Below are 23,446 nucleotides of genomic sequence, written 5' to 3' on the forward strand. Positions count from 1 at the left end.
GGGCGTCAGCCCCAGTCGTCGTCGTCCTCGCCCTCCACGCGGCCCTGCGGCTGCGTGATGTAGGCAGCGTCCTCGTCAGGACGGTAGGTGATCGTCGTGCCGTCGTCGAGTTCGAGGACGGGCCTGCCCTCGAGCCAGGTGAGCGTCCAGCGCCAGTCGGCGGTCGCCGTGCCGGCCGCGGTGAGCTCGCCCTCGACGTCGCCGATGGCGGTGACGACGATCTCGGGGAGGGTCTGCGGCGGCACCTGGCCGACCGACCAGCGGGTTCCGAGCTGCATGGGAGGGGTCCTCTCGACGGTGGGGAGGGAGGCGGGACCATTCCCGCCTCCCGGGAGCGGCGCTACGCCTCGGTCTCGAGCTCGATGCCGACCGCGAGGGCGTCGCCCTCGGCGAAGTCGAGCGTCGCGATCCTGCCGACGGCCGCGAGGTCTCCCGCGGCGAGTCGGAGAGACGCGACGAGCTCGGCGGGCGCCGTCACCAGGGCGGAGCGGGCCGGCGTCTTCTGCGAGGCCTTCGCATCGGTCTTCGCGCGCCGGATGGCCGTGAGGACGGAGCTCGCCGCGGCCAGGACGGCGGGGTCGCCGCCCAGGCCCTCGACGGCCGGCCAGGGGCGCAGGTGCACCGAGTCGTCGTGCGACCACGACCAGGTCTCCTCCGTCGCGAACGGCAGGAACGGCGCGAACAGGCGCTGGAGGACGTCGAGCGCCCGGTGCAGGGCGGTCGCGGCGGACGCGCCGTCCTCGCTGTACGCGCGCTCCTTCACCAGCTCCAGGTAGTCGTCGCAGAACGTCCAGAAGAACGCCTCCGTCGTCTCGAGGGCGCGGGCGTGGTCGTAGTTCTCGAGCGCCGTCGTCGCGTCGGCGACCACGGTGTCGAGGGTGGCCAGCATGCTGAGGTCGAGAGGGTCGGTGACCTCGGCGCCCTCGGCGAGAGGGAAGCCGTGGATGAACTTCGCCGCGTTGAGGATCTTGATCGCCAGTCGGCGGCCGATCTTGATCTGCGTCGGGTTCTGCGGGTCGAAGGCCGCGTCGGTGCCCAGGCGCGAGGAGGCGGCCCAGTAGCGGACCGCGTCCGAGCCGTGCTGCTCGAGCATCGCGGCGGGAGTGACCACGTTGCCCTTCGACTTCGACATCTTCTTGCGGTCGGGGTCGACGATGAAGCCGGAGACGGTCGCCGTGCTCCACGGGGCGCGGCCGTCCTCGAGCTGCGAGCGCAGGAGGGTCGAGAAGAGCCAGGTGCGGATGATGTCCTGGCCCTGCGGGCGCAGGTCGTAGGGAGCGACCAGCTGCCAGAGCTCGTCGTCCCGCTCCCAGCCGCCCGCGAGCTGCGGGGTCAGCGAGGAGGTCGCCCAGGTGTCCATCACGTCGAGCTCGCCCTGGAAGCCGCCCGCCGCTCCGCGCTGGTCCTCCGTGTAGCCGGGGGCCGGGTCGCTGGAGGGATCCACCGGCAGCGCCGCCTCGTCCGGCACGATCGGGGAGTCGAAGACGGGGTTGCCGTCGCCATCGAGCGGGTACCACACCGGGATCGGCACGCCGAAGAAGCGCTGGCGCGAGATCAGCCAGTCGCCGGAGAGGCCGTTCACCCAGTTCTCGTAGCGGACGCGCATGAACTCCGGCACGAAGCGCACGTCGCGGCCGAGCTCCAGCAGGCGCTCCTTGAGCACCGCGTCGCGAGCGCCGTTGCCGATGTACCACTGGCGGGTCGACACGATCTCGAGCGGCTTGTCGCCCTTCTCGAAGAACTTGACCTGGTGCGTGATGGGGCGCGGGTCGCCGACCATCTCGCCGGACTCCTTCAGCAGCGCTACGACGGCCTGCTTGGCGGAGAAGACGGTCTTGCCGGCGAGCTGCTCGTAGGCGGCGCGGCCCGCGTCGCTCGTGATCGCGGCGGGAGCCTCCGAGATCAGGCGGCCGTCGAAGCCGATGATCGCGCGGTTGGGCAGGTCGAGCTCGCGCCACCAGACCACGTCCGTGATGTCGCCGAAGGTGCAGATCATCGCGATGCCCGAGCCCTTGTCCTTCTGCGCGAGGTGGTGCGCGAGCACCGGGACCTCGACGTCGAAGAGCGGCGTGCGGACGGTGGTGCCGAACAGCGCCTGGTAGCGCTCGTCGTCGGGGTGCGCGACGAGGGCGACGCAGGCGGGCAGCAGCTCGGGACGGGTCGTCTCGATGAAGACGTCCTCGCCGCCGTCGCGGTGGAAGCCGAGGCGGTGGTAGGCGCCGGGCTGGTCCTTGTCCTCGAGCTCCGCCTGGGCGACGGCGGTCCGGAAGGTGATGTCCCAGAGCGTCGGGGCCTGCGCCTGGTAGGCCTCGCCGCGGGCGAGGTTGCGGAGGAAGGCGCGCTGCGAGGCGGCCTGCGACTCGTCGCCGATGGTCCGGTAGCTCTGCGACCAGTCGACGGACAGGCCGAGGGCCCGCCAGACGTCCTCGAACTGCTTCTCGTCCTCGACGGTGAGGCGCTCGCACAGCTCGACGAAGTTGCGGCGCGAGATCGGCTTCTGGTCGGCGGCCTTGCTGCTCTTGTTGTCGCCGCCCTCGAACGGAGGCGTGAAGCCGGGCTCGTAGGGGAGCGTCGGGTCGCAGCGCACACCGTAGTAGTTCTGCACGCGGCGCTCGGTGGGCAGTCCGTTGTCGTCCCAGCCCATCGGGTAGAAGACGCTCTTGCCGCGCATCCGCTGGAACCGCGCGACGACGTCGGTGTGCGTGTAGGAGAAGACGTGCCCGATGTGCAGCGACCCGGACGCGGTGGGCGGCGGGGTGTCGATCGAGTAGACGTCGGCGCGGGTGAGGCCGGTGCGGTCGAACCGGTAGGTCCCGTCGGTCTGCCAGCGGAGGCCCCACGTGCCCTCCAGGCCCTCGAGGGCGGGCTTCGCGGGGAGGCGGTCGGCGAGGGTCATGATGCTCCGGTTCGCTATGGGCGGCACCGCGTCGGTGGTGATGGTGCCTGGATGGGGGCTCCGGGGCGAGTCGCCCGCCGGCCGCGACGATTCTACCGGAGCGGCGGGAGCCGGGTCAGTCGACGACGGGGGTGAAGCCGGCGCGGACGGGCGCGAGCGCCTCGTCGAGATAGGGCACGAGCTCGCCGCGGGTGGGGCCCGCCGCGGCCCACGCCTGCACGGCCGCCACCGCGGCTCCGACGCTCGCGTAGGCGATGGCGCGCGAGAGGTGCGAGGGCAGCGGGCGCGCGCTCCGCTCCTCCACGAAGCGGGCGATGACGGCCGCCTGCCGGGCGAGGCGGCCGAGGGCCGACGCCTGCAGCTCGTGGACGCTGCCGATCATCTCGGACTGGGTGAGCACCCACGGCACCGTCGCGGGTCCGAAGCCGGAGCCGATCGCGAGCAGCGCGTCGCCGAGCGCGTCCATCACCGGCGCCTCTGCCGCCGTCTCGGCCAGCGCCTCCGGGAGCTCGGCCAGCCGGTCGTCGACCAGCACCCAGAAGACGTCGCTCTTGGACTCGAAGTAGTTGAAGAAGGTGTTGCGCGAGACCCCCGCCCGCTGGGCGATCTGCTCGATCGTCGTGCCCGCGTAGCTCTGCTCGACGAAGAGGTCCAGTGCGGCGTCCTCGAGCATGGACCGCGACGACGCGCGGGGCCGTCCGCGCTGCACTCCTCGCACCATGACCCGCTCCTGCTCCGCTTCCCCCGACGCGCTAGGATAGCGCCGGACGACTTCGACCCGGCCATCACCGGTGAGTCTCCGGAAGAACGGCGCCGGCTCCGGCCTGCGCCCAGTAGACCCGGACGGGTGCGGCCCGTGACAGCCGATCGAGTGGGAACGCGTCAGCGGGCACTCCTCCGGGAGCGACCGGCCGACCGGTCCAAGCGAGGTGGTACCGCGACCCGGCCCGGGGTCTGAGATCCGGGCGGGCCGTCCTCGTGCAGACCAGCAGCACTGCCAGGAGACCGCACGTGACCTACCCCCTGACCCCGCCCACCCCGCACGGAGCCGAGCCCGCCGAGGGCTCCGCGTTCGGCCGGGGCGTGTCCCCGTCGCCGCGCTTCCCCGAGATCGAGGAGCGCGTGCTCGCGTACTGGAAGGCGGACGACACCTTCCAGGAGTCGATCCGGCAGCGCGAGGGAGCGCCGGAGTGGGTCTTCTACGACGGCCCGCCCTTCGCCAACGGCCTGCCGCACTACGGGCACCTCCTCACCGGCTACGCCAAGGACGTCTTCCCCCGCTTCGAGACGATGCGCGGACGCCAGGTGCACCGCCGCTTCGGCTGGGACACCCACGGCCTGCCCGCCGAGCTCGAGGCGGAGCGGCAGCTCGGCATCACCGACAAGTCCCAGATCGAGGAGATGGGCGTCGCGGCCTTCAACGCCGCCGCGAAGGAGTCGGTGCTGCGCTACACCGGGGAGTGGCAGGACTACGTCACCCGCCAGGCGCGCTGGGTCGACTTCGACGACGACTACAAGACGCTCGACCCCACCTTCATGGAGTCGGTGATCTGGGCGTTCAAGCAGCTCTACGACAAGGGCCTCGCCTACGAGGGCCACCGCGTGCTGCCGTACTGCTGGCGCGACCAGACGCCGCTCTCGAACCACGAGCTGCGGATGGACGACGACGTCTACAAGATGCGCCAGGACCAGACGGTCACCGTCACCTTCCCGCTGGTCGGCGAGACGGCGGAGGCGCTCCAGCTGACGGCGGTCCGCGCTCTCGCGTGGACGACGACGCCGTGGACGCTGCCGACGAACCTCGCGCTCGCCGTCGGGCCCGACATCGAGTACGCGGTCGTCCCCGCCGGCCCGAACGGCGCGGCCGACGGCAGGGGCGAGCCCGAGGAGCGCGAGCTCTCGGCCGAGTACCTGCTCGCCATCGACCAGGTCGGCGCCTACGCGAAGGACCTCGGCTATCCGGACGCGGAGTCGGCCCTGGCCGCCGTCTCGCGCACCCACCGCGGCTCCGAGCTCGAGGGGATCAGCTACGACCGCCTCTGGGACCACTACGCGGACACCGAGGCCTGGGGCACGCAGAACGCGTGGCGCATCCTCGTCGCCGACTACGTGACCACCAGCGAGGGCACCGGCATCGTGCACCAGGCGCCCGCCTACGGCGAGGACGACCAGAAGGTCTGCGAGGCGGCGGGCATCCCCGTCATCATCTCGGTCGACGACGGCGGCCGCTTCCTGCCGCAGATCAGCGAGGTCGCCGGCCTCCAGGTCTTCGACGCGAACAAGCCCCTCACGCAGCTCCTGCGCGCGGGCCACCGGCTGCTCCGCCAGGCGAGCTACGAGCACTCGTACCCGCACTGCTGGCGCTGCCGCAATCCGCTGATCTACAAGGCGGTCTCGAGCTGGTTCGTCCGCGTCACCGCGATCCGCGACCGCATGGAGGAGCTCAACCAGGAGATCACCTGGGTCCCCGAGAACGTCAAGGACGGCCAGTTCGGCAAGTGGCTCTCGGGCGCGCGCGACTGGTCCATCAGCCGCAACCGCTACTTCGGCTCGCCGATCCCGGTGTGGAAGAGCGACGACCCGGAGTACCCGCGGATCGACGTCTACGGCTCGCTGGACGAGCTGGAGCGCGACTTCGGCGTGCGCCCGGACGACCTGCACCGGCCGTTCATCGACGAGCTGACCCGCCCGAACCCCGACGACCCGACCGGGCGCTCGACGATGCGCCGGATCAGCGACGTCCTCGACGTCTGGTTCGACTCCGGATCGATGCCCTTCGCCCAGGTGCACTACCCGTTCGAGAACGCGGACTGGTTCGACACCCACAACCCGGCGGACTTCATCGTCGAGTACATCGGGCAGACGCGCGGCTGGTTCTACACGCTGCACGTGCTCTCCACCGCGCTCTTCGACCGCCCGGCGTTCCGCAACGTGGTCAGCCACGGCATCGTGCTGGGCAACGACGGGCAGAAGATGTCCAAGTCGCTGCGCAACTACCCGGACGTGGCCGAGGTCTTCGACCGCGACGGCTCCGACGCCATGCGCTGGTTCCTGATGTCGAGCCCGGTCCTCCGGGGCGGCAACCTCGTCGTGACGGAGGAGGGCATCCGCGAGGGCGTCCGCCAGGTGCTGCTGCCGCTGTGGAGCACCTGGTACTTCTTCTCCCTCTACGCCAACGCCTCGGCGGGCGGCGGCTACGAGGCGACCAGGCGCACCGGCTCCGAGGACGTCCTCGACCGCTACCTGCTGGCCAAGACCCGCGATCTGGTCGAGACCGTGACCGGCCGGCTCGAGGCGCTGGACTCCACGCTCGCGGCCGCCGCGCTCCGCGACTTCAGCGACGTGCTCACGAACTGGTACGTGCGCCGCTCCCGCGACCGCTTCTGGCAGGGCGTCGACGAGGACGGCCGCGGATCGGAGGCGTTCGACACGCTCTACACGGTCCTCGAGACCGTGTGCCGCGTCGCCGCCCCGCTCCTGCCTCTCGTCACGGAGCAGATCTGGCAGGGCCTGACCGGCGGCCGCAGCGTCCACCTCACCGACTGGCCGGAGGCGGACGAGTTCCCCGCCGACCCGGCGCTCGTGCACGCGATGGACGCGGTCCGCGGCATCTCGTCCACCGCGCTCTCCCTCCGCAAGCAGGCCGGGCTCCGCGTCCGCCTGCCGCTCGCGCGCCTGACCGTGGTGGTCGCCGACGCCGCCGAGCTCGCGCCGTTCGAGGCGATCCTCCGCGACGAGCTGAACGTGAAGGAGGTGTCGCTGGTGCCGCTGGTCGACTCCAGCGCCGCCGACTACGGCGTCACCTCCCGTCTCGCGGTCAACGCGCGCGCCGCCGGGCCCCGGCTCGGCAAGGGCGTGCAGACCGTGATCAGGGCCGCCAAGGCCGGCGACTGGAGCGAGACGGACGGCGTCGTCACCGCCGGCGGCGTCGAGCTGGTCGAGGGCGAGTACGAGCTCACGCTCGAAGTCGGCGGCTCGGCCGGCGACGACCGCGCCATCGCCCTGCTCCCGCGCGGGGGCTTCGTGCTCCTCGACACGGCGACCACCCCCGAGCTCGAAGCGGAGGGGCTCGCCCGCGACCTCATCCGCGCGGTGCAGGACGCCCGCAAGGCGGCCGGGTTCGAGGTCAGCGACCGGATCGTCCTGGAGGTCGTGCTCGACGAGCCGAGCCTGCAGGCGCTCGAGCCGCACGCGCTCTGGATCGCGGAGGAGACCCTCGCGACCGGATGCGCGTTCACTCCGCTCACCACGGCTCTCGAGGGCGGCGAGGGCGCGATCGCCTTCGGCCCCGCGGGCACCGCCATCATCCGCGTCGAGAAGGTCGAGGCCGCCGATGTCTGATCCGTTCGAGCCGGACGACGCCGACCGCGCGGCCGCCGACGCCGTCTACGCCGCGCTGCTGGAGCGCCTGGGCGAGGCGAGCGTCCGCCCGCGCCTCGCTCCGACCCGGCGCGCCGTCGAGATCCTCGGCGACCCGCAGCGCGCCTACCCGGTGATCCAGATCGCCGGAACCAACGGCAAGACCTCGACCAGCCGGATGATCGAGAGCCTGCTGCGCGCCCACGGGCTGCGGGTGGGCCTGTTCACCAGTCCGCACCTCGAGCGCTTCAACGAGCGCATCGTCATCGACGGAGAGCCGATCTCGGACCGGAGCCTCGCCGACAACTGGCAGGACGTCGAGCCGTACCTGCGGATGACCGACGCCGAGCTGGCCGAGCAGGGCGAGGCGCCGCTGTCCTTCTTCGAGGCGATCACCGTCCTGGCCTACGCGGCCTTCGCCGACGCGCCGGTCGATGTGGCCGTCGTCGAGGTGGGGATGGGCGGCGAGTGGGACTCGACGAACGTCGCCGACGCGCAGGTCGCCGTCTTCACGCCGATCGCCCTCGACCACACCGACCGCCTCGGCTCGACGATCGAGGAGATCGCGCGCACCAAGTCGGGCATCGTCAAGCCGCTCGCCTCGGTGGTCTCCGCGAGGCAGGTCCCGGAGGCGGAGGCGGTGCTGCGGCACGCGGCCGAGGCCACCGAGTCGACGATCGTCGTCGAGGGGGCGGAGTTCGACGTCGAGTCGACGACCGTCGCCGTCGGCGGCCAGGTCGTCACCGTCCGGGGACTCGTCACCACGTACGAGCAGCTGCTGCTGCCGTTCTTCGGCGACCACCAGGCCGAGAACGCCGCCGTGGCCGTCGCCGCGGTCGAGACGTTCCTGGGAGGCGGGACGCAGGAGCTCACCGGCGACGTCCTCGACGAGGGCTTCGCCGCCGCGACCTCCCCGGGCCGCCTGCAGCTCGTCGGACTCGCTCCGCGCACCGTCGTCGACGCGGCGCACAACCCGCACGGTGCCGCGTCCCTCGCCGCCGCTCTCGGCCGCTACTTCGACTTCGACCGCGTGACGGCCGTCCTCGGCGTGCTGGCCGAGAAGGACGCCGAGGGGATCCTCCGGGAGCTCCGCCCCGTGGTGGACGAGCTGATCGTGACCACGGCGCCGAGCGATCGGGCGATGCCCGCCGAGGAGCTCGCCGCGCTCGCCCGCACCGTGTTCCCGGAGGAGGCGGTCCGCGTCGCCGACGACCCGCTGGGTGCTCTCACGGCCGGTCGCGTCCTCGCGGCGCGCACCGACAAGGGCGCCCTGCTGGTCACGGGCTCGATCACCCTCGTCGGCCGCACGATCACCGCGGCCCGCGACGAGAACTGGCTGGGCGCGTGAGGGCCGGGCGCCCGCGGCGCTCGCGGACCGTCCGGGAGAGCCTCGGCTCGATCGTGCTCGGCTTCGAGGCGGTCATCGTCTTCCTCGCCACCCTGGTGGCCTTCGGGCTGAAGGCGGCCGACCCCGTGATCGTGCTGGTCGGGGGAGCGGTGGTCTGCCTCGCGCTCGTCGCCACTCTGGGCCTGCTGAACCGGCCGGTCGGCTTCCGCATCGGCTGGGTGCTGCAGTTCGTTATCGTGGCCTCGGGCCTGCTGGTCCCGATCATGTACGTGATCGGCGCCGCCTTCGTGGCGCTGTGGACGTACTGCATGGTGACCGGCACCCGCCTCGACGCTCAGACGCGCCGGGCGGCGGAGCCCACCGACCCCACCGAAGGAGACCGCTGAACCATGGCCACCCAGGAGACCCTTGTCCTCGTCAAGCCCGACGGCGTCGCCCGCAACCTCACCGGCGAGATCCTCAGCCGCATCGAGGCGAAGGGCTACTCCCTCGTCGACGTGAAGCTCGTCGAGGCCGACCGGGAGCTGCTCGCCGCCCACTACGCGGAGCACGAGGGCAAGCCCTTCTACGAGCCGCTCGTCGAGTTCATGGAGAGCGGCCCGATCGTCGCCCTGCGCATCGCGGGCGACCGCGTGATCGAGGGCTTCCGCGCCCTCGCCGGCACCACCGACCCGACCACGGCCGCGCCCGGCACCATCCGCGGCGACCTCGGCCGCGACTGGGGCCTCAAGGTCCAGCAGAACCTCGTGCACGGGTCCGACTCCGAGGAGTCGGCCGCGCGCGAGCTCGGCCTCTGGTTCGCCTGAGCCGCTCGGCCGCCTGCCTCTGACGACGTCCGTCAGAGGTAGGCGAGCACGTTCAGCCTCACCTGCGCGATCACCGCGATCAGCAGGTAGCAGAGCAGCGTGATGAACGGGACCCAGCCGTAGGCGGCACCGGCGAAGCGGCGCACCCCGGCGGGGACGGGGAACACGCCCTCACGGAGGTTGCGGAGCGTCACCAGCCAGAAGCCCGGGATGACGACGGCCCAGGTGAGCATGCACCAGGGGCAGAGGGTTCCGAGCGCGAAGACGCTCGTCGCGATGAGCCAGCCCACGAACACCAGGGCCAGCAGGAAGCCGACGTTGAAGGCCGCCCAGAACCACCGGTCGAACCGGGCGCCCGCGAGCAGGCCCAGCCCCACCACGATCGGCGCGATCCAGGCCGCCAGGCCGATGAGAGGGTTCGGGAAGCCGAAGACCGCGCCCTGCGCCGAGTTCAGGTTCGCACTGCACTGCACCAGCAGGCTGAAGTCGCAGCCGAGGCCCGCATCGGGGTTCTCGAGAGCGGCGAACTTGTCGTTCGTGAGAGCGAAGGCGGCGGTCCAGCCGATCACGCCGAGGACGATCAGCAGGACGGCGAAGAGGACGGGGCGCTGCTGGGTGGGGGCGTCGCGCACCCCGGGATCGCTGGACACCGGGGGATTATGGCACGCGCCGGATCGGCGCCTCTGGGAATGCGTGCGATAATCGGAGCCGTCGGTCCGGGGGACCCCGCATCGACGCGAAGAAGGTTTACCGGGCGAGTACCGGGCCACAGGAGATCGACAGCGTTCCGCGAATGGACGCGCCGGATCTCCGCTCCGCCGGGAGTCGACCGCAGGTCGCACCGCGGGGGAGCGCGTGTCGGATAGTCAGTTCCGAGTGTGCAGCTGCAACCGGAGTCCCGCGCCACGAGCGCGACGGGACCGGGGGAGCGGAAGGATTCGCGGCGGGCCGAGGCCCCTCGCACGAGAGAAGCATCCGGGAAGACGACGCGGCGGACGACCCGGCCGAGGAGTGCACCAGGAATGGTGGAAGACAACAGTACGAGCGGATCCGATCCGGACCGCGACGAGCCCCGCAGCGGGGCCAGGAAGATCAGCCGCCTCTTCGGTGGCCGCCGGGCGACCCGGCGGACCGAGTCGAGCGCGCCAGCGACAGGGGAGACGATCATCGACAGCAACGAGACCGACCAGACCGGAGCCGAGGGCATCGAGCTGCCCGAGACCGGGAGCGCCGCGGAGGCGGCCGAGCCGTCGACGTCGACGGGCGCGGTGTTCTTCAACGCCCTGCCGCAGACCCCGGTCGCCGACCAGGAGGAGCCGCGACGGCCCGCACTGCCGAGCCCGTCGCTGCTGTTCCAGGCGCCGGTCCTGCCCGACTACGTCGAGCTGGCTCCGCTGCCTCCCCGCGGTGCGCCGCTGGGCGTCCAGGAGGAGCGCGAGAGCCCGGCCGAGGAGCAGGGCTCCGTCCGCCGCCGCTCGCGCCGCCGCAGCGGCGAGAGCGAGAGGTCCGGCTCCGACGACCCCGAGAACACCGTCGTCCGGGTCCGCCAGCCGCGCGAGCCGCGCGAGCAGCGCGAGGCCCGCGAGCCCGAGCTCATCACCGAGCCGCAGCGCATCAAGGGCTCGACCCGCCTCGAGGCCAAGAAGCAGCGCCGCCGCGACGGCCGCGACGCCGGCCGGCGCCGCACGGTCGTCACCGAGTCCGAGTTCCTCGCCCGCCGGGAGGCCGTCGACCGCGTCATGGTCGTCCGCTCCAAGGAGGACAGCATCCGCATCGGCGTGCTCGAGGACGGCGTCCTCGCCGAGCACTACGTCGCCCGCTCGCAGGAGGCGTCGCTCATCGGCAACGTCTACCTCGGCCGCGTGCAGAACGTCCTCCCGAGCATGGAGGCCGCCTTCGTCGACATCGGACGCGGGCGCAACGCCGTGCTCTACTCCGGCGAGGTCGACTGGGACGCCGCGAACAACGCCGGCGGCCCCCGCCGGATCGAGCTCGCGCTCAAGCCCGGCGACCGGGTCCTCGTCCAGGTCACGAAGGACCCCGTCGGCCACAAGGGCGCCCGTCTCACGAGCCAGATCTCGCTCCCCGGCCGCTACCTCGTCTACGTGCCCAACGGCTCGATGAACGGCATCTCGCGCAAGCTCCCGGACACCGAGCGCGCCCGCCTGAAGAAGATCCTCAAGGAGGTGCTGCCCGAGAACGTGGGCGTCATCGTCCGGACCGCGGCCGAGGGCGCCACGGAGGAGCAGCTGACCGTCGACGTCGAGCGCCTGACCGCGCAGTGGACGGCTCTCAGCGCGAAGGCCGCGACCGGGCAGGCTCCCGCTCTCCTGCACAGCGAGCCGGACCTGCTGATCAAGATCGTCCGCGACGTCTTCAACGAGGACTTCGAGAAGATGGTCATCGCCGGCGACGACGCCCGCGAGACCATCGAGCTCTACCTCAGCCAGGTCGCCCCCGATCTGCTCGAGCGCGTCGAGGTCTACACGGGTGAGAAGGACGCGTTCGACGAGTTCCGCATCACGGAGCAGATCGAGAAGGCGCTGGAGCGCAAGGTGTGGCTGCCCAGCGGCGGCTCGCTCGTGATCGACCGCACCGAGGCGATGACGGTGGTCGACGTCAACACCGGCAAGTTCGTCGGCTCGGGCGGGAACCTCGAGGAGACGGTCACGAAGAACAACCTGGAGGCGGCCGAGGAGATCGTCCGCCAGCTGCGCCTGCGCGACATCGGCGGCATCATCGTCGTCGACTTCATCGACATGGTGCTCGAGTCCAACCGCGACCTCGTGCTCCGCCGCCTGGTCGAGTGCCTGAGTCGCGACCGGACGAAGCACCAGGTCGCCGAGGTCACCTCGCTCGGCCTCGTGCAGATGACCCGCAAGAAGCTGGGCCTGGGCCTGCTCGAGACCTTCAGCGAGAACTGCGAGATCTGCGCCGGGCGCGGCGTCATCGTCCACCACGACCCCGTGCTCAAGCACCGGTCGACCGCCGCTCCGCAGCAGGAGCAGCGCCGCCGGGGCAAGGGCGGCGAGCAGCAGCCCGCCGCCTCCGGGCGCTCGAACGGCGGGCAGAACGGGCAGGGCGCGCCGGCGACCAAGCCGGTCAGCACCCACGCCATCACGGACGACGCGAAGAACGCGCTCGCGCAGATCGCCGCCAGCACCATCCACCCCCAGGCCGTGCGCCAGGCGGCGGAGGAGGCGGCCGCGCTGGTCGAGGACGCCGCCGAGACCGTCGAGGCCATGGCGCCGGAGGAGTCCGCCACGGCACCCGAGGAGCAGCCGTCCGAGCCGAGCCGTCGCGGCGAGCGTCCCGCCCGGGGCGAGCGCCGTCGTCGCAGCCGCGACCGCGAGCCGCGCCAGGAGGCCGCCGAGACGGCGGCCGTCGAGTCGGCTCCCGTCGAGACCCCGGTCGAGAAGGAGATCGAGCCGGCCGCTGCCGCGCCGATCCTCGACATCCCGATCGCGCCGGTCACGCCTCCGCGCCGCGTCCGCAGCGAGGTCGCCGAGCACCTGCTCGACTCCGTGCTCGACGCTCTGCCGGCCCCGAAGCAGCCCGGCCAGGGCCGTGCGAAGAGCCGGCGCGTCACGACGGCCGCGCTCACCGGAGTCGCGGTCATCCCCGAGCAGACCCCGCGCCGCGCCGACCAGTAGCGCGACCCGGTGTCAGGAGGGCCCGGTGCCCGGCGAGAGCCGGCGTCGGGCCCTCTCGGCGTCCCGGTCGCGCCCGCGGACGCGGAGCCCGCTCCGCCTCAGCCGCTCGACCAGCTCCCGCGCGCCGACGGGGACCGCGCCCGCGGCGACGAGCTCGTCGATCCGCTCCTCGGGCACGTCGTAGTGGTCCAGGTCGAAGCCGCGCTCGGGCACGCCGAGACGGCGCGCGAAGTCGTGGAGCTCCTCGAGCGAGACGTCGCTCACGAGGTGCGCCCACAGCCGGCCGTGCGCCGGCCAGCGCGCGGCGTCGACGAGGATGGCCATTCCCCGATCGTAGGCGGCGCGCCGTCCGTCCACGTGCCTCCTCCTCGACTATCGTGACGGGGTCGCCGGTCGGGTGGACACGGCTTCGCAGTCGTGTGCGTTTGACCGTGGAGCGCGGATCCCGTACTCTTGACCGTTGGTGTGGCGCGATCCATGTGCTCACGCAGATTTCCGTTGTCGCTCCGCCCCTCACGGGGCGCGGGCCGCGGTGCCGGTTCCCTCGTGTCGTGAGGAGACGGGTACGAACCGGAAGACCGGGGCTCAGCCCCGTCCCTACAAGCCCCGGACGAGGCCTCCGCTCCGTCCAGACGAGAAACAGGTACGAGAAGTGGTTTACGCAGTTGTGCGCGCCGGCGGTCGGCAGGAGAAGGTCGAGGTCGGCACCATCGTGACGATGGACCGCGTCAAGGCCGACGAGAACGGCACCGTGCAGCTTCCTGCCGTGCTGCTCGTCGACGGTGAGTCGATCACCTCGGACGCGGCGACCCTCGCGGGCGTCACCGTCACCGCCGAGGTGCTCGAGGACCTCCGTGGTCCGAAGATCATCATCCAGAAGTTCAAGAACAAGACCGGTTACAAGAAGCGCCAGGGGCACCGTCAGGACCTCACGCGCGTCAAGGTCACTGGCATCAAGTAGTCCTGCAAAGGAATTGAGCTGACCTGCGGAGCGAGCCATCGCCCTGCAGGGCAACAGCACGGGGCTGCGGCCCCCCGGTCTCGAGGAGATGAGAAATGGCACACAAGAAGGGCGCGAGCTCCACTCGCAACGGTCGCGACTCGAACGCGCAGCGTCTCGGCGTCAAGCGCTTCGGCGGCCAGGTCGTGAACGCGGGCGAGATCATCGTCCGCCAGCGCGGCACCCACTTCCACCCCGGCGCGAACGTCGGACGCGGTGGCGACGACACCCTGTTCGCCCTCTCGGCGGGCGCTGTCGAGTTCGGCAGCAAGGGCGGCCGCAAGGTCGTCAACATCGTGGCGGCCGCCCAGTAGGGTCGACCTCCTCGGCCGCACAGGCACAGGACGCAAGGGGCGGGCTTCGGCTCGCCCCTTGCGCGTTTACCGGGGCACAGCCCCCCGGCGCCGGCATCCCGGCGCCGCACGCACTCACGGACGGATTCACACCATGGTCACCTTCGTCGACAACGTCACGCTGCATCTGCGTGCCGGCCACGGCGGCAACGGCTGCGTCTCCGTCCGTCGCGAGAAGTTCAAGCCGCTCGCCGGCCCCGACGGCGGCAACGGCGGGCACGGGGGCGACATCGTCCTCGTCGCCGACCCGCAGACGACGACGCTGCTCGCCTACCACCGCCACCCGCACCGCAGCTCCGAGAACGGCGGTCCCGGCATGGGCGACCACCGCGCGGGCGGGAACGGCGAGCTCATGGAGCTCCCCGTCCCGGTCGGCACGGTCGTCAAGTCGCCGGACGGCGACCAGCTGATCGACATGGACGAGCCCGGCCTCCGGTTCGTCATCGCTCCGGGCGGGCAGGGCGGCCTCGGCAACGCCTCGCTCGCCACCACGAAGCGCAAGGCGCCCGGCTTCGCGCTGCTCGGCACGCCGGGCTGGGAGGGCGACGTCGTCCTCGAGCTGAAGACCGTCGCGGACGTCGCGCTCGTCGGATTCCCCTCGGCGGGCAAGTCGAGCCTCGTCGCGGCGATCTCGGCGGCCAAGCCGAAGATCGCGGACTACCCGTTCACGACCCTCGCGCCCAACCTCGGCGTCGTGCAGGCGGGGGAGTCGCGCTTCACCGTCGCCGACGTGCCCGGTCTCATCGAGGGCGCGAGCGAGGGCAAGGGCCTGGGTCTGGAGTTCCTCCGCCACGTCGAGCGCTGCACCGCGCTCGTCCACGTGCTCGACTGCGCCACGCTCGAGCCCGGCCGCGACCCGCTGACCGACCTCGACATCATCCTCGGGGAGCTGGCGGCGTACCCCGTCGGCGACGGACAGGTGCCGCTGATCGAGCGGCCGCAGCTGATCGCGCTCAACAAGGTCGACGTGCCCGAGGCCCAGGAGCTGGCCGACTTCGTCCGGGCCGACCTCGAGGGCCGCGGCTACCGCGTCTTCGAGATCTCGACGGTCAGCCACTCGGGACTCCGCCAGCTGACGTTCGCCCTCGCCGAGATCGTCGAGAAGCACCGCCTCGAGCTCGCCGCTGTGCCGCGGGTGGAGCGCATCACCATCCGCCCCCGCGCCGTGGACGAGAAGGACTTCGAGATCCGCGTCGAGGGCGGCTCGTACGGCAACGTGTACCGGGTCCTGGGCACCAAGCCCGTGCGCTGGGTCGCGCAGACCGACTTCACGAACGACGAGGCCGTCGGCTTCCTCGCCGACCGCCTGGCCAAGCTCGGAGTCGAGAACGGCCTGTTCTCGGCTGGAGCGGTCGCCGGCTCCACCGTCGTCATCGGCCCCGGCGACGGCGTCGTCTTCGACTGGGAGCCGACCCTCACCTCGACGGCCGAGCTCATCACCGCGCCCCGCGGAACGGACCTCCGCCTCGAGGACAACCGGCGCAAGACCCGCAACGAGCGTCGCGAGGACTACTTCGAGCGGATGGACGCCAAGGCCGAGGCGCGCGCGGAGCTCGAGCGCGAGCGCCAGGGCGGCGTCTGGCGCGTCGCCGACGAGGGCGACAGCACGGAGGCCGGCGAGGAGAGCTGACTCCCGCCGCCGGGGTCGTCTGCCTCTACACTGGCCGGATGCCGCAGACGACCCCCGACAGCAGTGCGCTGACCGAGCGGTTCGCCGCCTCCCGCGTCGCGTCGCGCTCCCTCCGCAGTGCGACCACCGACCTCAAGAACCGGGCTCTGCTCGCCATCGCCGACGCGGTGCGCTCGAGCGCCGAGCGCGTCGTCCCGGCGAACGAGCTCGACCTCCAGCGGGGTCGCGAGAGCGGGATGAGCCCGGGCCTGCAGGACCGCCTCCGCCTCGATGCGGCGCGCCTGGGGTCCCTCGCCGACGCCGTCGTCGCGGTCGTCGGGCTCACCGATCCGGTCGGGCAGACGGTGCGGGGATCGAACCTGCCCAACGGCGCCTCCCTCACCCAGGTGCGGGTCCCGTTCGGCGTGGTCGGAGCGATCTACGAGGCGCGCCCGAACGTCACCATCGACATCGCGGCGCTCGCCCTCAAGAGCGGGAACGCCGTGATCCTGCGTGGAGGCACGGCCGCGGAGAACACGAACCGCGTCCTGGTGGAGCTGCTGCAGGAGGCCGTCGCCTCCGTGGGCCTGCCCGCCGAGCTGGTGCAGACGGTCGACGACCACGGCCGCGAGGGCGCGAAGGCCCTCATGCGAGCGCGCGGCTACGTCGACGTCCTGGTGCCGCGGGGGAGCGCGGGCCTCATCGAGTCGGTCGTGACGGAGTCGACGGTCCCCGTGATCGAGACGGGCGCCGGAGTCGTCCACGTCTTCCTCGACGCCAGTGCCGACGAGCAGTGGGCCGTGGACATCGTCCACAACGCCAAGGTGCAGCGTCCGAGCACCTGCAACGCCCTCGAGACCCTCCTCGTCCACCGCGACGCCGCCGAGCGCCTCCTCCCGCCCGTCCTCGGCCGACTCGCGGAAGCGGGAGTGACCGTGCACGGCGACGAGCGCGTCGCGGCGCTCTGGCCCGACGCGGTGCCCGCCACCGATGAGGACTGGTCCGCGGAGTACTACTCGCTCGACGTCGGGGTCGCGATCGTCGACGACCTCGACGCCGCGATGGCCCACATCGACCGGTACTCCACCCACCACACCGAGTCGATCGTGACGAACGACCTCCGGAGCGCCGAGCGCTTCCTCGCCGAGGTCGACTCTGCGGTCGTGATGGTCAACGCCTCCACCCGCTTCACCGACGGCGGGGAGTTCGGGTTCGGCGCCGAGGTCGGCATCTCGACGCAGAAGCTGCACGCTCGGGGCCCCATGGGTCTTCCCGAGCTGACCAGCACGAAGTGGCTGCTGCGCGGCGCGGGACAGGTCCGCGCCTAGCGCCCGGACCGGCGATCCGGCGTCGAGCGGCGTCCGGGTAGACTCGTCGGAGCCCCGCCGGGGCGACCACGACCTCCAAGGAGCACTGCATGTCCCTCGCGACGACCGTCCTCGCCGAAGCAGCGGCCCACACGGAGCTGCCGTTCCCCCCGATCGTCTTCGGCCTGATCGCCGCCGTCGCCTTCACGGCCCTCGGCTTCGTCACCTGGAGCTACCGCGACGTGGCGAACCGCCACTCGCACAAGACCGGCGCCGGCTCCCACGACCAGCACGGTCACGGACACTAGGCGGGGAGCCCAGCGATCGTGACGTCCGCCGCGAGCGGAGGCCCGCGGCGTCCGCGCATCGGCGTGATGGGCGGCACCTTCGACCCGATCCACCACGGTCACCTGGTCGCCGCCTCCGAGGTGGCCCAGTCGTTCGACCTGGACGAGGTCGTCTTCGTGCCCACCGGCCAGCCGTGGCACAAGAAGACGGTGACCTCCGCCGAGCACCGGTACCTGATGACGGTGATCGCGACGGCGTCGAACCCGCGCTTCACCGTCAGCCGCGTCGACGTCGACCGCATCGGCACGACCTACACGATCGACACCCTGCGCGACATCCACGCCGCGCACCCCGACGCCGAGCTGTTCTTCATCACCGGCGCGGACGCGGTCGCTCAGATTCTGAGCTGGAAGGACTACGACGAGCTGTGGGAGCTGGCCCACTTCGTCGCCGTCAGCCGGCCGGGGCACGTCCTCAACGTTTCGGGATTGCCGGCCCAGGACGTATCCTTGTTGGAGATTCCGGCACTGGCGATCTCCTCGACCGACTGTCGGAGCCGCGTCAACCGGGGTCATCCGGTCTGGTACCTGGTTCCCGACGGTGTCGTCCAGTACATCTCGAAGCACCACCTGTATCGGAGCACGTCATGACAGTTCAGCCCGAGGAGAAGCCGCTCACCCGGCGCGAGATCCGCGAGCGCGAGAGGCGCGAGGCCGGTGCGGCCACGACCGCCGCCGTTCCGACGACGTCCCGCCGAGCTGCCACCGCGACCGCAACCACCGCCGGCGACATGCCGGTGCTGACCCCCACCCAGGCCCTGCGGATCACCCCGGTCGAGCCGAGCCCCGCGAGCGAGCCCGACCTGCGCACCTCCTCGATGGAGATCGTCGCCACCGAGAACGCCACGGGCCGCCAGCTGACCCGTCGGGAGCTGCGCGCACTGCTGGCGCAGCAGCAGGCGGAGAAGGTCGCCGCCGCACCGGAGGCGGAGCCGGCCGCCGACAAGGAGCGGTCGGACGACGAGCGCTCCGACGACGTCGAGGGCGCCCTCGAGCGTGCCTCGGCGCTCCCGCCGACCGGGGCGGTCCCCGTGGTCGAGGCGGCCGACGAGTCCCGCGACGCGGAGCCGGTGCCCGAGGGTGCAGCGGAGCAGGAGCCGGAGGGCGACGAGGACGTCGTCACCGAGGACGCCCCCGAGGCGTCCGAGGAGGAGGCGGACGAGTCCGCCACCGATGCGACCGCGGACGCCGATGAGGCCGAGGTGCACGAGGCCGAGATCGAGAGCTCCTCCTCCGACGACGAGACGCCGTCCGCGGACGCCTCCGACGAGCGGGACGCGGACGACGAGCAGCCGACGGCCGGCGAGCAGCCCGAGCAGCCGCATCTGAACACCGCGCTCTTCGCGTCGGTGGGGGGATCCCTCGACATCGCCGACGAGAAGGCCACCGAGATCACCGGGAGCTTCGAGCCGCCGATCGAGCACCTCGCCATCACCGAGGAGCTCGACAGCAAGTCGAAGGAGGAGGTGGACGCCTCGTTCGACTCCCTCATCGCGAGCGGAGTCGCCGCCACCGGTGCCGTCACCACCACCAACGCGCTGATCCTGCCGACCACGGGTCCCGGCGCGACCGTCGGCACGGACACGGGGGAGATCCTCGTCACCGGCTCGTTCGACCTCCCGCGCAGCCTCGGCTCCACGGGCCAGCACCCGAACCTCTACGATTCGCCCGATGTGGACCGCTACGTCGACCGCATCGACCGCGAGCAGCCCGCCGGCGAGTCCGAGCCGGTCCGGGCGTCCAGCGCCGTCTCCACCCACGCCGCCGGCACCTCGATGATCGCGCCGCAGAAGCGCGCCGGCGTGAGCGTCCCGGTGGTCCTCGCGATCACCGCGGCCGTCCTGCTGGTCGGCGCGATCGCGCTGTTCATCGGCGGCTTCGTGCTCAACATCTTCTGATCTCCACCACCGACACTGAAGGCTTCATGACTGCGACCGATTCCGCCCGCGCCCTGCTCCAGCTCGCGGCCACCGCCGCCGACTCCAAGGGCGGTGAGGACCTCGTCGCTCTCGACGTCTCGGGGCCGCTGCCGCTGGTCGACATCTTCCTCCTCGCCACCGGCCGCTCCGAGCGCAACGTGGTCGCGATCGCGAACGAGGTGGAGGACCGCCTGAACGACTCCGGCGCCAAGCTGCTGCGCCGCGAGGGCCGTGCGGAGGGCCGCTGGATCCTCCTCGACTTCGGCGACCTCGTCGTGCACGTCTTCCACGAGGAGGACCGCATGTACTACTCGCTCGAGCGCCTCTGGAAGGACTGCCCGACGGTGCCGTTCACCCTCGAGCAGCCCGTCGCCGTCGACTCGTCGACGTCCTCGAACTGACGAACACGCCCGGCGACAGCGCTCGATTTCACTTCACGCGGATCGTGTTGTAGTTTATTCGAGTTGCTTCCGCCGGGCGGAGACAGCGAAAGACAGCACGAAGCAAGACAGAACAGAGCATGGGTCCGTGGCGCAGCTGGTAGCGCACCTGCATGGCATGCAGGGGGTCAGGGGTTCGAATCCCCTCGGATCCACCGAACAGGTCCGCACTCCTCCGGGAGTGCGGACCTTCGTCGTTCCCGGCGCTACAGGGTCTGGCGTCGTCCTGTCTGGCGCCGTCCTGTCCGGCTCAGGCCGGTCAGGCCAGCCAGGACCGTTCTCGTCCGGCCACCGGGTCCCCCTGCTGGTCATGCACGGGTCGGCCCGACCGGCTCCACATGGCCGCCGCATCCGGCGAGGAATCCGGAGAGCTCGCTCCAGGCGTCCTCCCCGATCGTGGTGCCCGGGCGCCGTGCGAGATCGGCCAGAGCGTCCGTCAGCTCGTCGACTCCCGTCACGATCCTCGTCCGTGCCGCTCCCGTGCCCTGCCATCCGGGCGCGTACGTCCTGACGTCGGGGTGGCTGTAGAGCACGGCCGTCTCGAACCACGGCGTGGGCAGACCGTTCAGGGCCAGGTACTCCTTGAGCCTCGCGGCCTGGATCCGGACCTGCCGGGCGGGGACGTGCTGCTCGACATGCGTGCGCACCGTCCACCGCGACACCGTCCCCGGTGCGATCTGAACCGCGAAGGCCTCGGGCAGGGCGTCCTCGTCGAGGAGGACGCCGTAGGAGGGGTGGACAGTACCGGGTCGCACGCCGTCGAAGACGACCCCCTGCCAGTACTTGGCCTCGATGATGAGCGCGCCGTGCCGGGTGAGCAGCAGATGGTCGATCTGCGCGAGGAAGCGGCGCGTCGTGCGCGCGTCGACCGGTACGAAGACGACGTTCGTGGCGAGGACGCCGGACAGCCCCGCCGACGCGCACGCCTCCCGGATCAGGGTGTGCGAGACGGCCTCGCTGCTCCAGGTCCTGGCGAGCGCGTCACGGGTCTGCTCGACCTCCTCCTGCGCCGTCTCGAGCTCGTTCCGACTGAGGTCGCGCTCGGCGTCGCGCGCGCGCGTCAGTGCCTTGAGCGCCGCCTCGTGGCTCCGGTCGCGCTCGGCGATCGTGCGCTGGTGCTTCTCCGAGGCCTCCTCCGCGGCCTGCTCCGCCGCCGCTCTCGCCGCAGTGCGCCGTCGGCGGCCGGCGACGACCGTGATGAGGAGGGCCAGGAGCAGGGCGGCCGCGACGGCCCAGGGGAGGTACTCGTTCATGGTCCCCAGGCAAGCACGGACCACCGACCGTGCGCCGCGACGGCTCCCGATCACGCCGCTTGGCGGACTGGCCGCGGTGCGCTCGCTCGTGCCCGGCCCGGACGGCTTCGTCGGCGTCCGCCTGTGCGCGCGGCGGAGACGCCGACCCTGCGCCGGCCGATCGCGCAGGCGGAGCCCTACCGCCGCCTGGCGGACGCGATGCGCGACCAGCACGAGGTCCGGCTGACCGGCGTCGAGGGCACGCTGCTGGGCTTCGTCGGCCCGCAGCCGTTCCAGGGGATCAGCGTCGCCGGCCTGCACACGCACGTCGTCGACACCACCGGAGGGATCGGCGGCCACGTGCTCGCCGCCTCCGGAGTCGCGGGCCTGCTCGAGATCGAGCAGTACGGCGGCATCACCGTCCTCCTGCTGGAGTCGGACGACCACCCGCGAGCCGACCTGGACGCGGCGGCCGACGCCGGGATCCGCGCCGTGGAGACCGACCACCCGCCCTGAGCGGCCCTACCCTGGACGCATGCCCTCACTGCGCGACGTCCACGCCGTCATCGACCGTCTCTGGCCCGAGGCGGCCGCCGAGAGCTGGGACGCGCCCGGCCTGGTCACCGGCGACCCCGACGCCGCGGTGGAGCGGATCCTGCTCACGGTCGACGTGGTCTCCGACACCGTCGCGGAGGCCGTCGACGGCGGATACCAGCTCCTGGTCGCGCACCACCCGCTGCTGCTGCGCGGCGTCACCTCGATCGCCGAGGACGGCTACAAGGGCCGCCTGCTCGCGGACCTCATCCGGGGCGGCTGCGCACTGATCTCGGCCCACACGAACGCCGACATCGTCGCGGACGGGGTCTCGGACGTGATCGCCACCCGCCTCGGCCTGACCGGCGCGACTCCGCTCGTCCCGGGCGCCGACCCGTCGGTCGGGCTCGGCCGGGTGGGCGACCTGCCCGAGGAGGTGACGCTCGGACGCCTGGCCGGAGCCGTGGCCGAGCTCCTGCCGGCCACCGCAGGGGGAGTGCGGGCCGCGGGCGCTTACGAGACGCCCGTGCGCCGAGTGTCGCTCTGCGGGGGAGCGGGGGACTCGCTCCTGGACGCCCCCGCCGTCCGCACGAGCGACGTCTTCATCACCGCCGACCTCCGGCACCACCCGGCGTCCGAGGCGCGCGAGAAGGCCCTGCACGGCACCGGCCCCGCCCTCATCGACGTCTCGCACTGGGCGAGCGAGTGGCTGTGGCTCGACGTCGCCGCGACCGCGCTGCGGGAGGCCCTGCCCACGGTCACCGTCGAGGTGAGCGAGACCCGTACCGACCCGTGGGATTTCGCGATCGTGCACTGACCCGCCGCGGGCACGGGAGAATGGACGCGGCGCGCCCGTACTGCGTGCCGGGAACGAGGACCGCCACGTGAAAGCCAGCCCCGCACACCAGCGCGAACTCCTGACTCTGGCGAGTCTGGACACGAGGGGCGCGCAGCTGCGCCACGCCCTCGCGACGCTCCCGCAGATCGCGCGGATCCAGGCGATGCAGGCCCGCGACAACGAGACCCGCCGCTCCCTCGCCGAGCGCACAGGGCGCCTCGAGGACGTGCGCACCGAGCTCGGGCGCATCGAGTCCGACGTCAGCGTGGTCGAGAAGCGGCTCACCCGCGATCGCGACCGCCTGCAGACCGCATCCGCGGCCAAGGACATCGCCGCGCTCGAGAGCGAGATCACCTCCCTCGTGAAGCGACGGGGAGACCTCGAGGACATCGAGCTGACCCTGATGGAGCGGATCGAGGGCATCGAGTCCGAGGTCGCCGCGGCTCAGGCCGAGCGCGACGAGGTCGTCGCCTCGCTCGGGACCCTCGCCGAGGAGCGCGACGCGCAGGCCGAGAAGCTCCGCGACAAGCAGGAGGCGCTCGCCCGGGACCGGGCGGACCTGGTGACGACCCTTCCGGAGGACCTGGTCGAGCTGTACGAGAAGCAGCGCGCCCGCTACGGAGTCGGCGCGGCCCTCCTCCGCGGGAAGGTGTCGGAGGGGAGCGGCGTAGCCCTCACCGAGTCGGACCTCTCCTGGATCCGCGCCTCCGCTCCCGACGAGGTCGTCCTCTGCCCCGACAGCGGCTGCATCCTGGTGCGCGGCGAGGAGTCTACCCTCGCCTGAGCCGTACACTGGACGGGCGAA

Annotated in this window: 22 protein-coding genes and 1 tRNA gene; 17 read left to right on the top strand and 6 right to left on the bottom strand. The window is 71.9% G+C overall.

Going from position 1 to position 23,446, the window contains the following annotated elements; genetic code table 11:
* Positions 1 to 5: 5 nt before the first annotated feature.
* The 3 genes from C5D50_RS12020 to C5D50_RS12030 form a co-directional block, all read right to left on the bottom strand.
* Positions 6 to 278, bottom strand: a complete 273-nt coding sequence (locus C5D50_RS12020) for a hypothetical protein (RefSeq protein ID WP_104261275.1) — start codon at positions 276 to 278, stop codon at positions 6 to 8.
* Positions 279 to 340: 62 nt separating this feature from the next.
* Positions 341 to 2,896 carry a valine--tRNA ligase gene (gene valS / locus C5D50_RS12025; RefSeq protein WP_104283607.1) on the bottom strand — a complete coding sequence of 852 codons (2,556 nt, stop codon included), beginning with the start codon at positions 2,894 to 2,896 and terminating at the stop codon, positions 341 to 343.
* Between the two features lie 115 nt (positions 2,897 to 3,011).
* Complete coding sequence (locus tag C5D50_RS12030) at positions 3,012 to 3,617, bottom strand: TetR/AcrR family transcriptional regulator (protein WP_104223688.1); 606 nt, start codon at positions 3,615 to 3,617, stop codon at positions 3,012 to 3,014.
* Between the two features lie 290 nt (positions 3,618 to 3,907).
* On the opposite strand from C5D50_RS12030, the gene ileS reads away from it, so the two are divergent.
* Genes ileS through ndk form a run of 4 tightly spaced genes read left to right on the top strand, consistent with a single transcriptional unit; the run spans position 3,908 to position 9,409 of the window.
* Positions 3,908 to 7,237, top strand: a complete 3,330-nt coding sequence (ileS, locus tag C5D50_RS12035; protein ID WP_374954269.1) for an isoleucine--tRNA ligase — start codon at positions 3,908 to 3,910, stop codon at positions 7,235 to 7,237.
* On the top strand, positions 7,230 to 8,603 hold the full coding sequence (locus C5D50_RS12040) for a folylpolyglutamate synthase/dihydrofolate synthase family protein (RefSeq protein WP_104223687.1): 1,374 nt from the start codon (positions 7,230 to 7,232) through the stop codon (positions 8,601 to 8,603). The genes ileS and C5D50_RS12040 overlap by 8 nt, the downstream gene beginning before the upstream one ends.
* Complete coding sequence (locus tag C5D50_RS12045; RefSeq protein WP_258060376.1) at positions 8,600 to 8,989, top strand: DUF4233 domain-containing protein; 390 nt, start codon at positions 8,600 to 8,602, stop codon at positions 8,987 to 8,989. Before C5D50_RS12040 ends, C5D50_RS12045 begins: the two co-directional genes overlap by 4 nt.
* A 3-nt stretch (positions 8,990 to 8,992) precedes the next feature.
* Positions 8,993 to 9,409: a nucleoside-diphosphate kinase gene (gene ndk / locus C5D50_RS12050; protein WP_104283609.1), complete on the top strand. Its 417-nt coding sequence runs from the start codon at positions 8,993 to 8,995 to the stop codon at positions 9,407 to 9,409.
* A 32-nt stretch (positions 9,410 to 9,441) separates the two neighbouring features.
* Here ndk and C5D50_RS12055 read toward each other — a convergent pair whose 3' ends face one another.
* Positions 9,442 to 10,059 (bottom strand): vitamin K epoxide reductase family protein, encoded by a 618-nt coding sequence (locus tag C5D50_RS12055; RefSeq protein ID WP_244230638.1) that lies wholly within the window; start codon positions 10,057 to 10,059, stop codon positions 9,442 to 9,444.
* Between the two features lie 372 nt (positions 10,060 to 10,431).
* On the opposite strand from C5D50_RS12055, the gene C5D50_RS12060 reads away from it, so the two are divergent.
* Positions 10,432 to 13,062: an Rne/Rng family ribonuclease gene (locus tag C5D50_RS12060; RefSeq protein ID WP_104283610.1), complete on the top strand. Its 2,631-nt coding sequence runs from the start codon at positions 10,432 to 10,434 to the stop codon at positions 13,060 to 13,062.
* Between the two features lie 12 nt (positions 13,063 to 13,074).
* Here the strand turns inward: C5D50_RS12060 and C5D50_RS12065 are convergent, their stop codons facing one another.
* Entirely contained in the window at positions 13,075 to 13,386 is a 312-nt protein-coding gene (locus C5D50_RS12065) for a DUF4031 domain-containing protein (protein WP_104226718.1), read from the bottom strand.
* A 328-nt stretch (positions 13,387 to 13,714) separates the two neighbouring features.
* Between C5D50_RS12065 and rplU the strand changes: the two genes are divergently transcribed.
* The 9 genes from rplU to C5D50_RS12110 all read left to right on the top strand — a co-directional run bounded on the left by rplU (position 13,715) and on the right by C5D50_RS12110 (position 20,192).
* Positions 13,715 to 14,023, top strand: coding sequence for a 50S ribosomal protein L21 (gene rplU / locus C5D50_RS12070; RefSeq protein ID WP_104223682.1), 309 nt, complete (start codon positions 13,715 to 13,717; stop codon positions 14,021 to 14,023).
* A gap of 95 nt (positions 14,024 to 14,118) precedes the next feature.
* Positions 14,119 to 14,376, top strand: coding sequence for a 50S ribosomal protein L27 (gene rpmA, locus C5D50_RS12075; RefSeq protein ID WP_068209107.1), 258 nt, complete (start codon positions 14,119 to 14,121; stop codon positions 14,374 to 14,376).
* Positions 14,377 to 14,509: 133 nt separating this feature from the next.
* Positions 14,510 to 16,045: a GTPase ObgE gene (obgE, locus tag C5D50_RS12080; protein WP_104283611.1), complete on the top strand. Its 1,536-nt coding sequence runs from the start codon at positions 14,510 to 14,512 to the stop codon at positions 16,043 to 16,045.
* 38 nt (positions 16,046 to 16,083) lie between these two features.
* On the top strand, positions 16,084 to 17,352 hold the full coding sequence (locus C5D50_RS12085) for a glutamate-5-semialdehyde dehydrogenase (protein WP_104283612.1): 1,269 nt from the start codon (positions 16,084 to 16,086) through the stop codon (positions 17,350 to 17,352).
* A gap of 89 nt (positions 17,353 to 17,441) precedes the next feature.
* Positions 17,442 to 17,639 (top strand): hypothetical protein, encoded by a 198-nt coding sequence (locus C5D50_RS12090; protein ID WP_104223679.1) that lies wholly within the window; start codon positions 17,442 to 17,444, stop codon positions 17,637 to 17,639.
* 18 nt (positions 17,640 to 17,657) lie between these two features.
* The gene (gene nadD / locus C5D50_RS12095) at positions 17,658 to 18,269 is read left to right on the top strand and encodes a nicotinate-nucleotide adenylyltransferase (RefSeq protein ID WP_104223678.1); all 612 of its coding nucleotides are present in this window, start codon (positions 17,658 to 17,660) and stop codon (positions 18,267 to 18,269) included.
* Positions 18,266 to 19,576, top strand: a complete 1,311-nt coding sequence (locus tag C5D50_RS12100) for a hypothetical protein (protein ID WP_104283613.1) — start codon at positions 18,266 to 18,268, stop codon at positions 19,574 to 19,576. Before nadD ends, C5D50_RS12100 begins: the two co-directional genes overlap by 4 nt.
* Before the next feature lie 26 nt (positions 19,577 to 19,602).
* Complete coding sequence (gene rsfS, locus C5D50_RS12105) at positions 19,603 to 19,998, top strand: ribosome silencing factor (protein WP_104223676.1); 396 nt, start codon at positions 19,603 to 19,605, stop codon at positions 19,996 to 19,998.
* A 121-nt stretch (positions 19,999 to 20,119) separates the two neighbouring features.
* Positions 20,120 to 20,192: transfer RNA gene (locus tag C5D50_RS12110), tRNA-Ala, on the top strand.
* Between the two features lie 153 nt (positions 20,193 to 20,345).
* Here the strand turns inward: C5D50_RS12110 and C5D50_RS12115 are convergent.
* Positions 20,346 to 21,290 carry a nuclease-related domain-containing protein gene (locus C5D50_RS12115; RefSeq protein WP_146086926.1) on the bottom strand — a complete coding sequence of 315 codons (945 nt, stop codon included), beginning with the start codon at positions 21,288 to 21,290 and terminating at the stop codon, positions 20,346 to 20,348.
* 123 nt (positions 21,291 to 21,413) lie between these two features.
* Between C5D50_RS12115 and C5D50_RS16600 the strand changes: the two genes are divergently transcribed.
* The 3 genes from C5D50_RS16600 to C5D50_RS12125 all read left to right on the top strand — a co-directional run bounded on the left by C5D50_RS16600 (position 21,414) and on the right by C5D50_RS12125 (position 23,425).
* Entirely contained in the window at positions 21,414 to 21,785 is a 372-nt protein-coding gene (locus C5D50_RS16600; RefSeq protein ID WP_181137344.1) for an acetolactate decarboxylase, read from the top strand.
* 19 nt (positions 21,786 to 21,804) lie between these two features.
* On the top strand, positions 21,805 to 22,620 hold the full coding sequence (locus C5D50_RS12120) for a Nif3-like dinuclear metal center hexameric protein (protein ID WP_104223674.1): 816 nt from the start codon (positions 21,805 to 21,807) through the stop codon (positions 22,618 to 22,620).
* A gap of 67 nt (positions 22,621 to 22,687) precedes the next feature.
* Positions 22,688 to 23,425 carry a zinc ribbon domain-containing protein gene (locus tag C5D50_RS12125; protein WP_104226713.1) on the top strand — a complete coding sequence of 246 codons (738 nt, stop codon included), beginning with the start codon at positions 22,688 to 22,690 and terminating at the stop codon, positions 23,423 to 23,425.
* Positions 23,426 to 23,446: the final 21 nt, after the last annotated feature.

The sequence above is a fragment of the Rathayibacter sp. RFBD1 genome, from assembly GCF_002932915.1.
Taxonomy (GTDB): Bacteria; Actinomycetota; Actinomycetes; order Actinomycetales; family Microbacteriaceae; genus Rathayibacter.

Excerpts from the sequence above, each read along its gene's own strand:
- valS (WP_104283607.1), bottom strand. The coding sequence starts at position 2,896 with ATGACCCTCGCCGACCGCCTCCCCGCGAAGCCCGCCCTCGAGGGCCTG.
- C5D50_RS12085 (WP_104283612.1), top strand. The coding sequence starts at position 16,084 with ATGCCGCAGACGACCCCCGACAGCAGTGCGCTGACCGAGCGGTTCGCC.
- C5D50_RS12115 (WP_146086926.1), bottom strand. The coding sequence starts at position 21,290 with ATGAACGAGTACCTCCCCTGGGCCGTCGCGGCCGCCCTGCTCCTGGCC.
- ndk (WP_104283609.1), top strand. The coding sequence starts at position 8,993 with ATGGCCACCCAGGAGACCCTTGTCCTCGTCAAGCCCGACGGCGTCGCC.
- C5D50_RS12020 (WP_104261275.1), bottom strand. The coding sequence starts at position 278 with ATGCAGCTCGGAACCCGCTGGTCGGTCGGCCAGGTGCCGCCGCAGACC.
- obgE (WP_104283611.1), top strand. The coding sequence starts at position 14,510 with ATGGTCACCTTCGTCGACAACGTCACGCTGCATCTGCGTGCCGGCCAC.
- C5D50_RS12090 (WP_104223679.1), top strand. The coding sequence starts at position 17,442 with ATGTCCCTCGCGACGACCGTCCTCGCCGAAGCAGCGGCCCACACGGAG.
- C5D50_RS12060 (WP_104283610.1), top strand. The coding sequence starts at position 10,432 with ATGGTGGAAGACAACAGTACGAGCGGATCCGATCCGGACCGCGACGAG.
- rsfS (WP_104223676.1), top strand. The coding sequence starts at position 19,603 with ATGACTGCGACCGATTCCGCCCGCGCCCTGCTCCAGCTCGCGGCCACC.
- C5D50_RS12100 (WP_104283613.1), top strand. The coding sequence starts at position 18,266 with ATGACAGTTCAGCCCGAGGAGAAGCCGCTCACCCGGCGCGAGATCCGC.
- C5D50_RS12040 (WP_104223687.1), top strand. The coding sequence starts at position 7,230 with ATGTCTGATCCGTTCGAGCCGGACGACGCCGACCGCGCGGCCGCCGAC.
- C5D50_RS12120 (WP_104223674.1), top strand. The coding sequence starts at position 21,805 with ATGCCCTCACTGCGCGACGTCCACGCCGTCATCGACCGTCTCTGGCCC.
- C5D50_RS12030 (WP_104223688.1), bottom strand. The coding sequence starts at position 3,617 with ATGGTGCGAGGAGTGCAGCGCGGACGGCCCCGCGCGTCGTCGCGGTCC.
- rpmA (WP_068209107.1), top strand. The coding sequence starts at position 14,119 with ATGGCACACAAGAAGGGCGCGAGCTCCACTCGCAACGGTCGCGACTCG.
- C5D50_RS12065 (WP_104226718.1), bottom strand. The coding sequence starts at position 13,386 with ATGGCCATCCTCGTCGACGCCGCGCGCTGGCCGGCGCACGGCCGGCTG.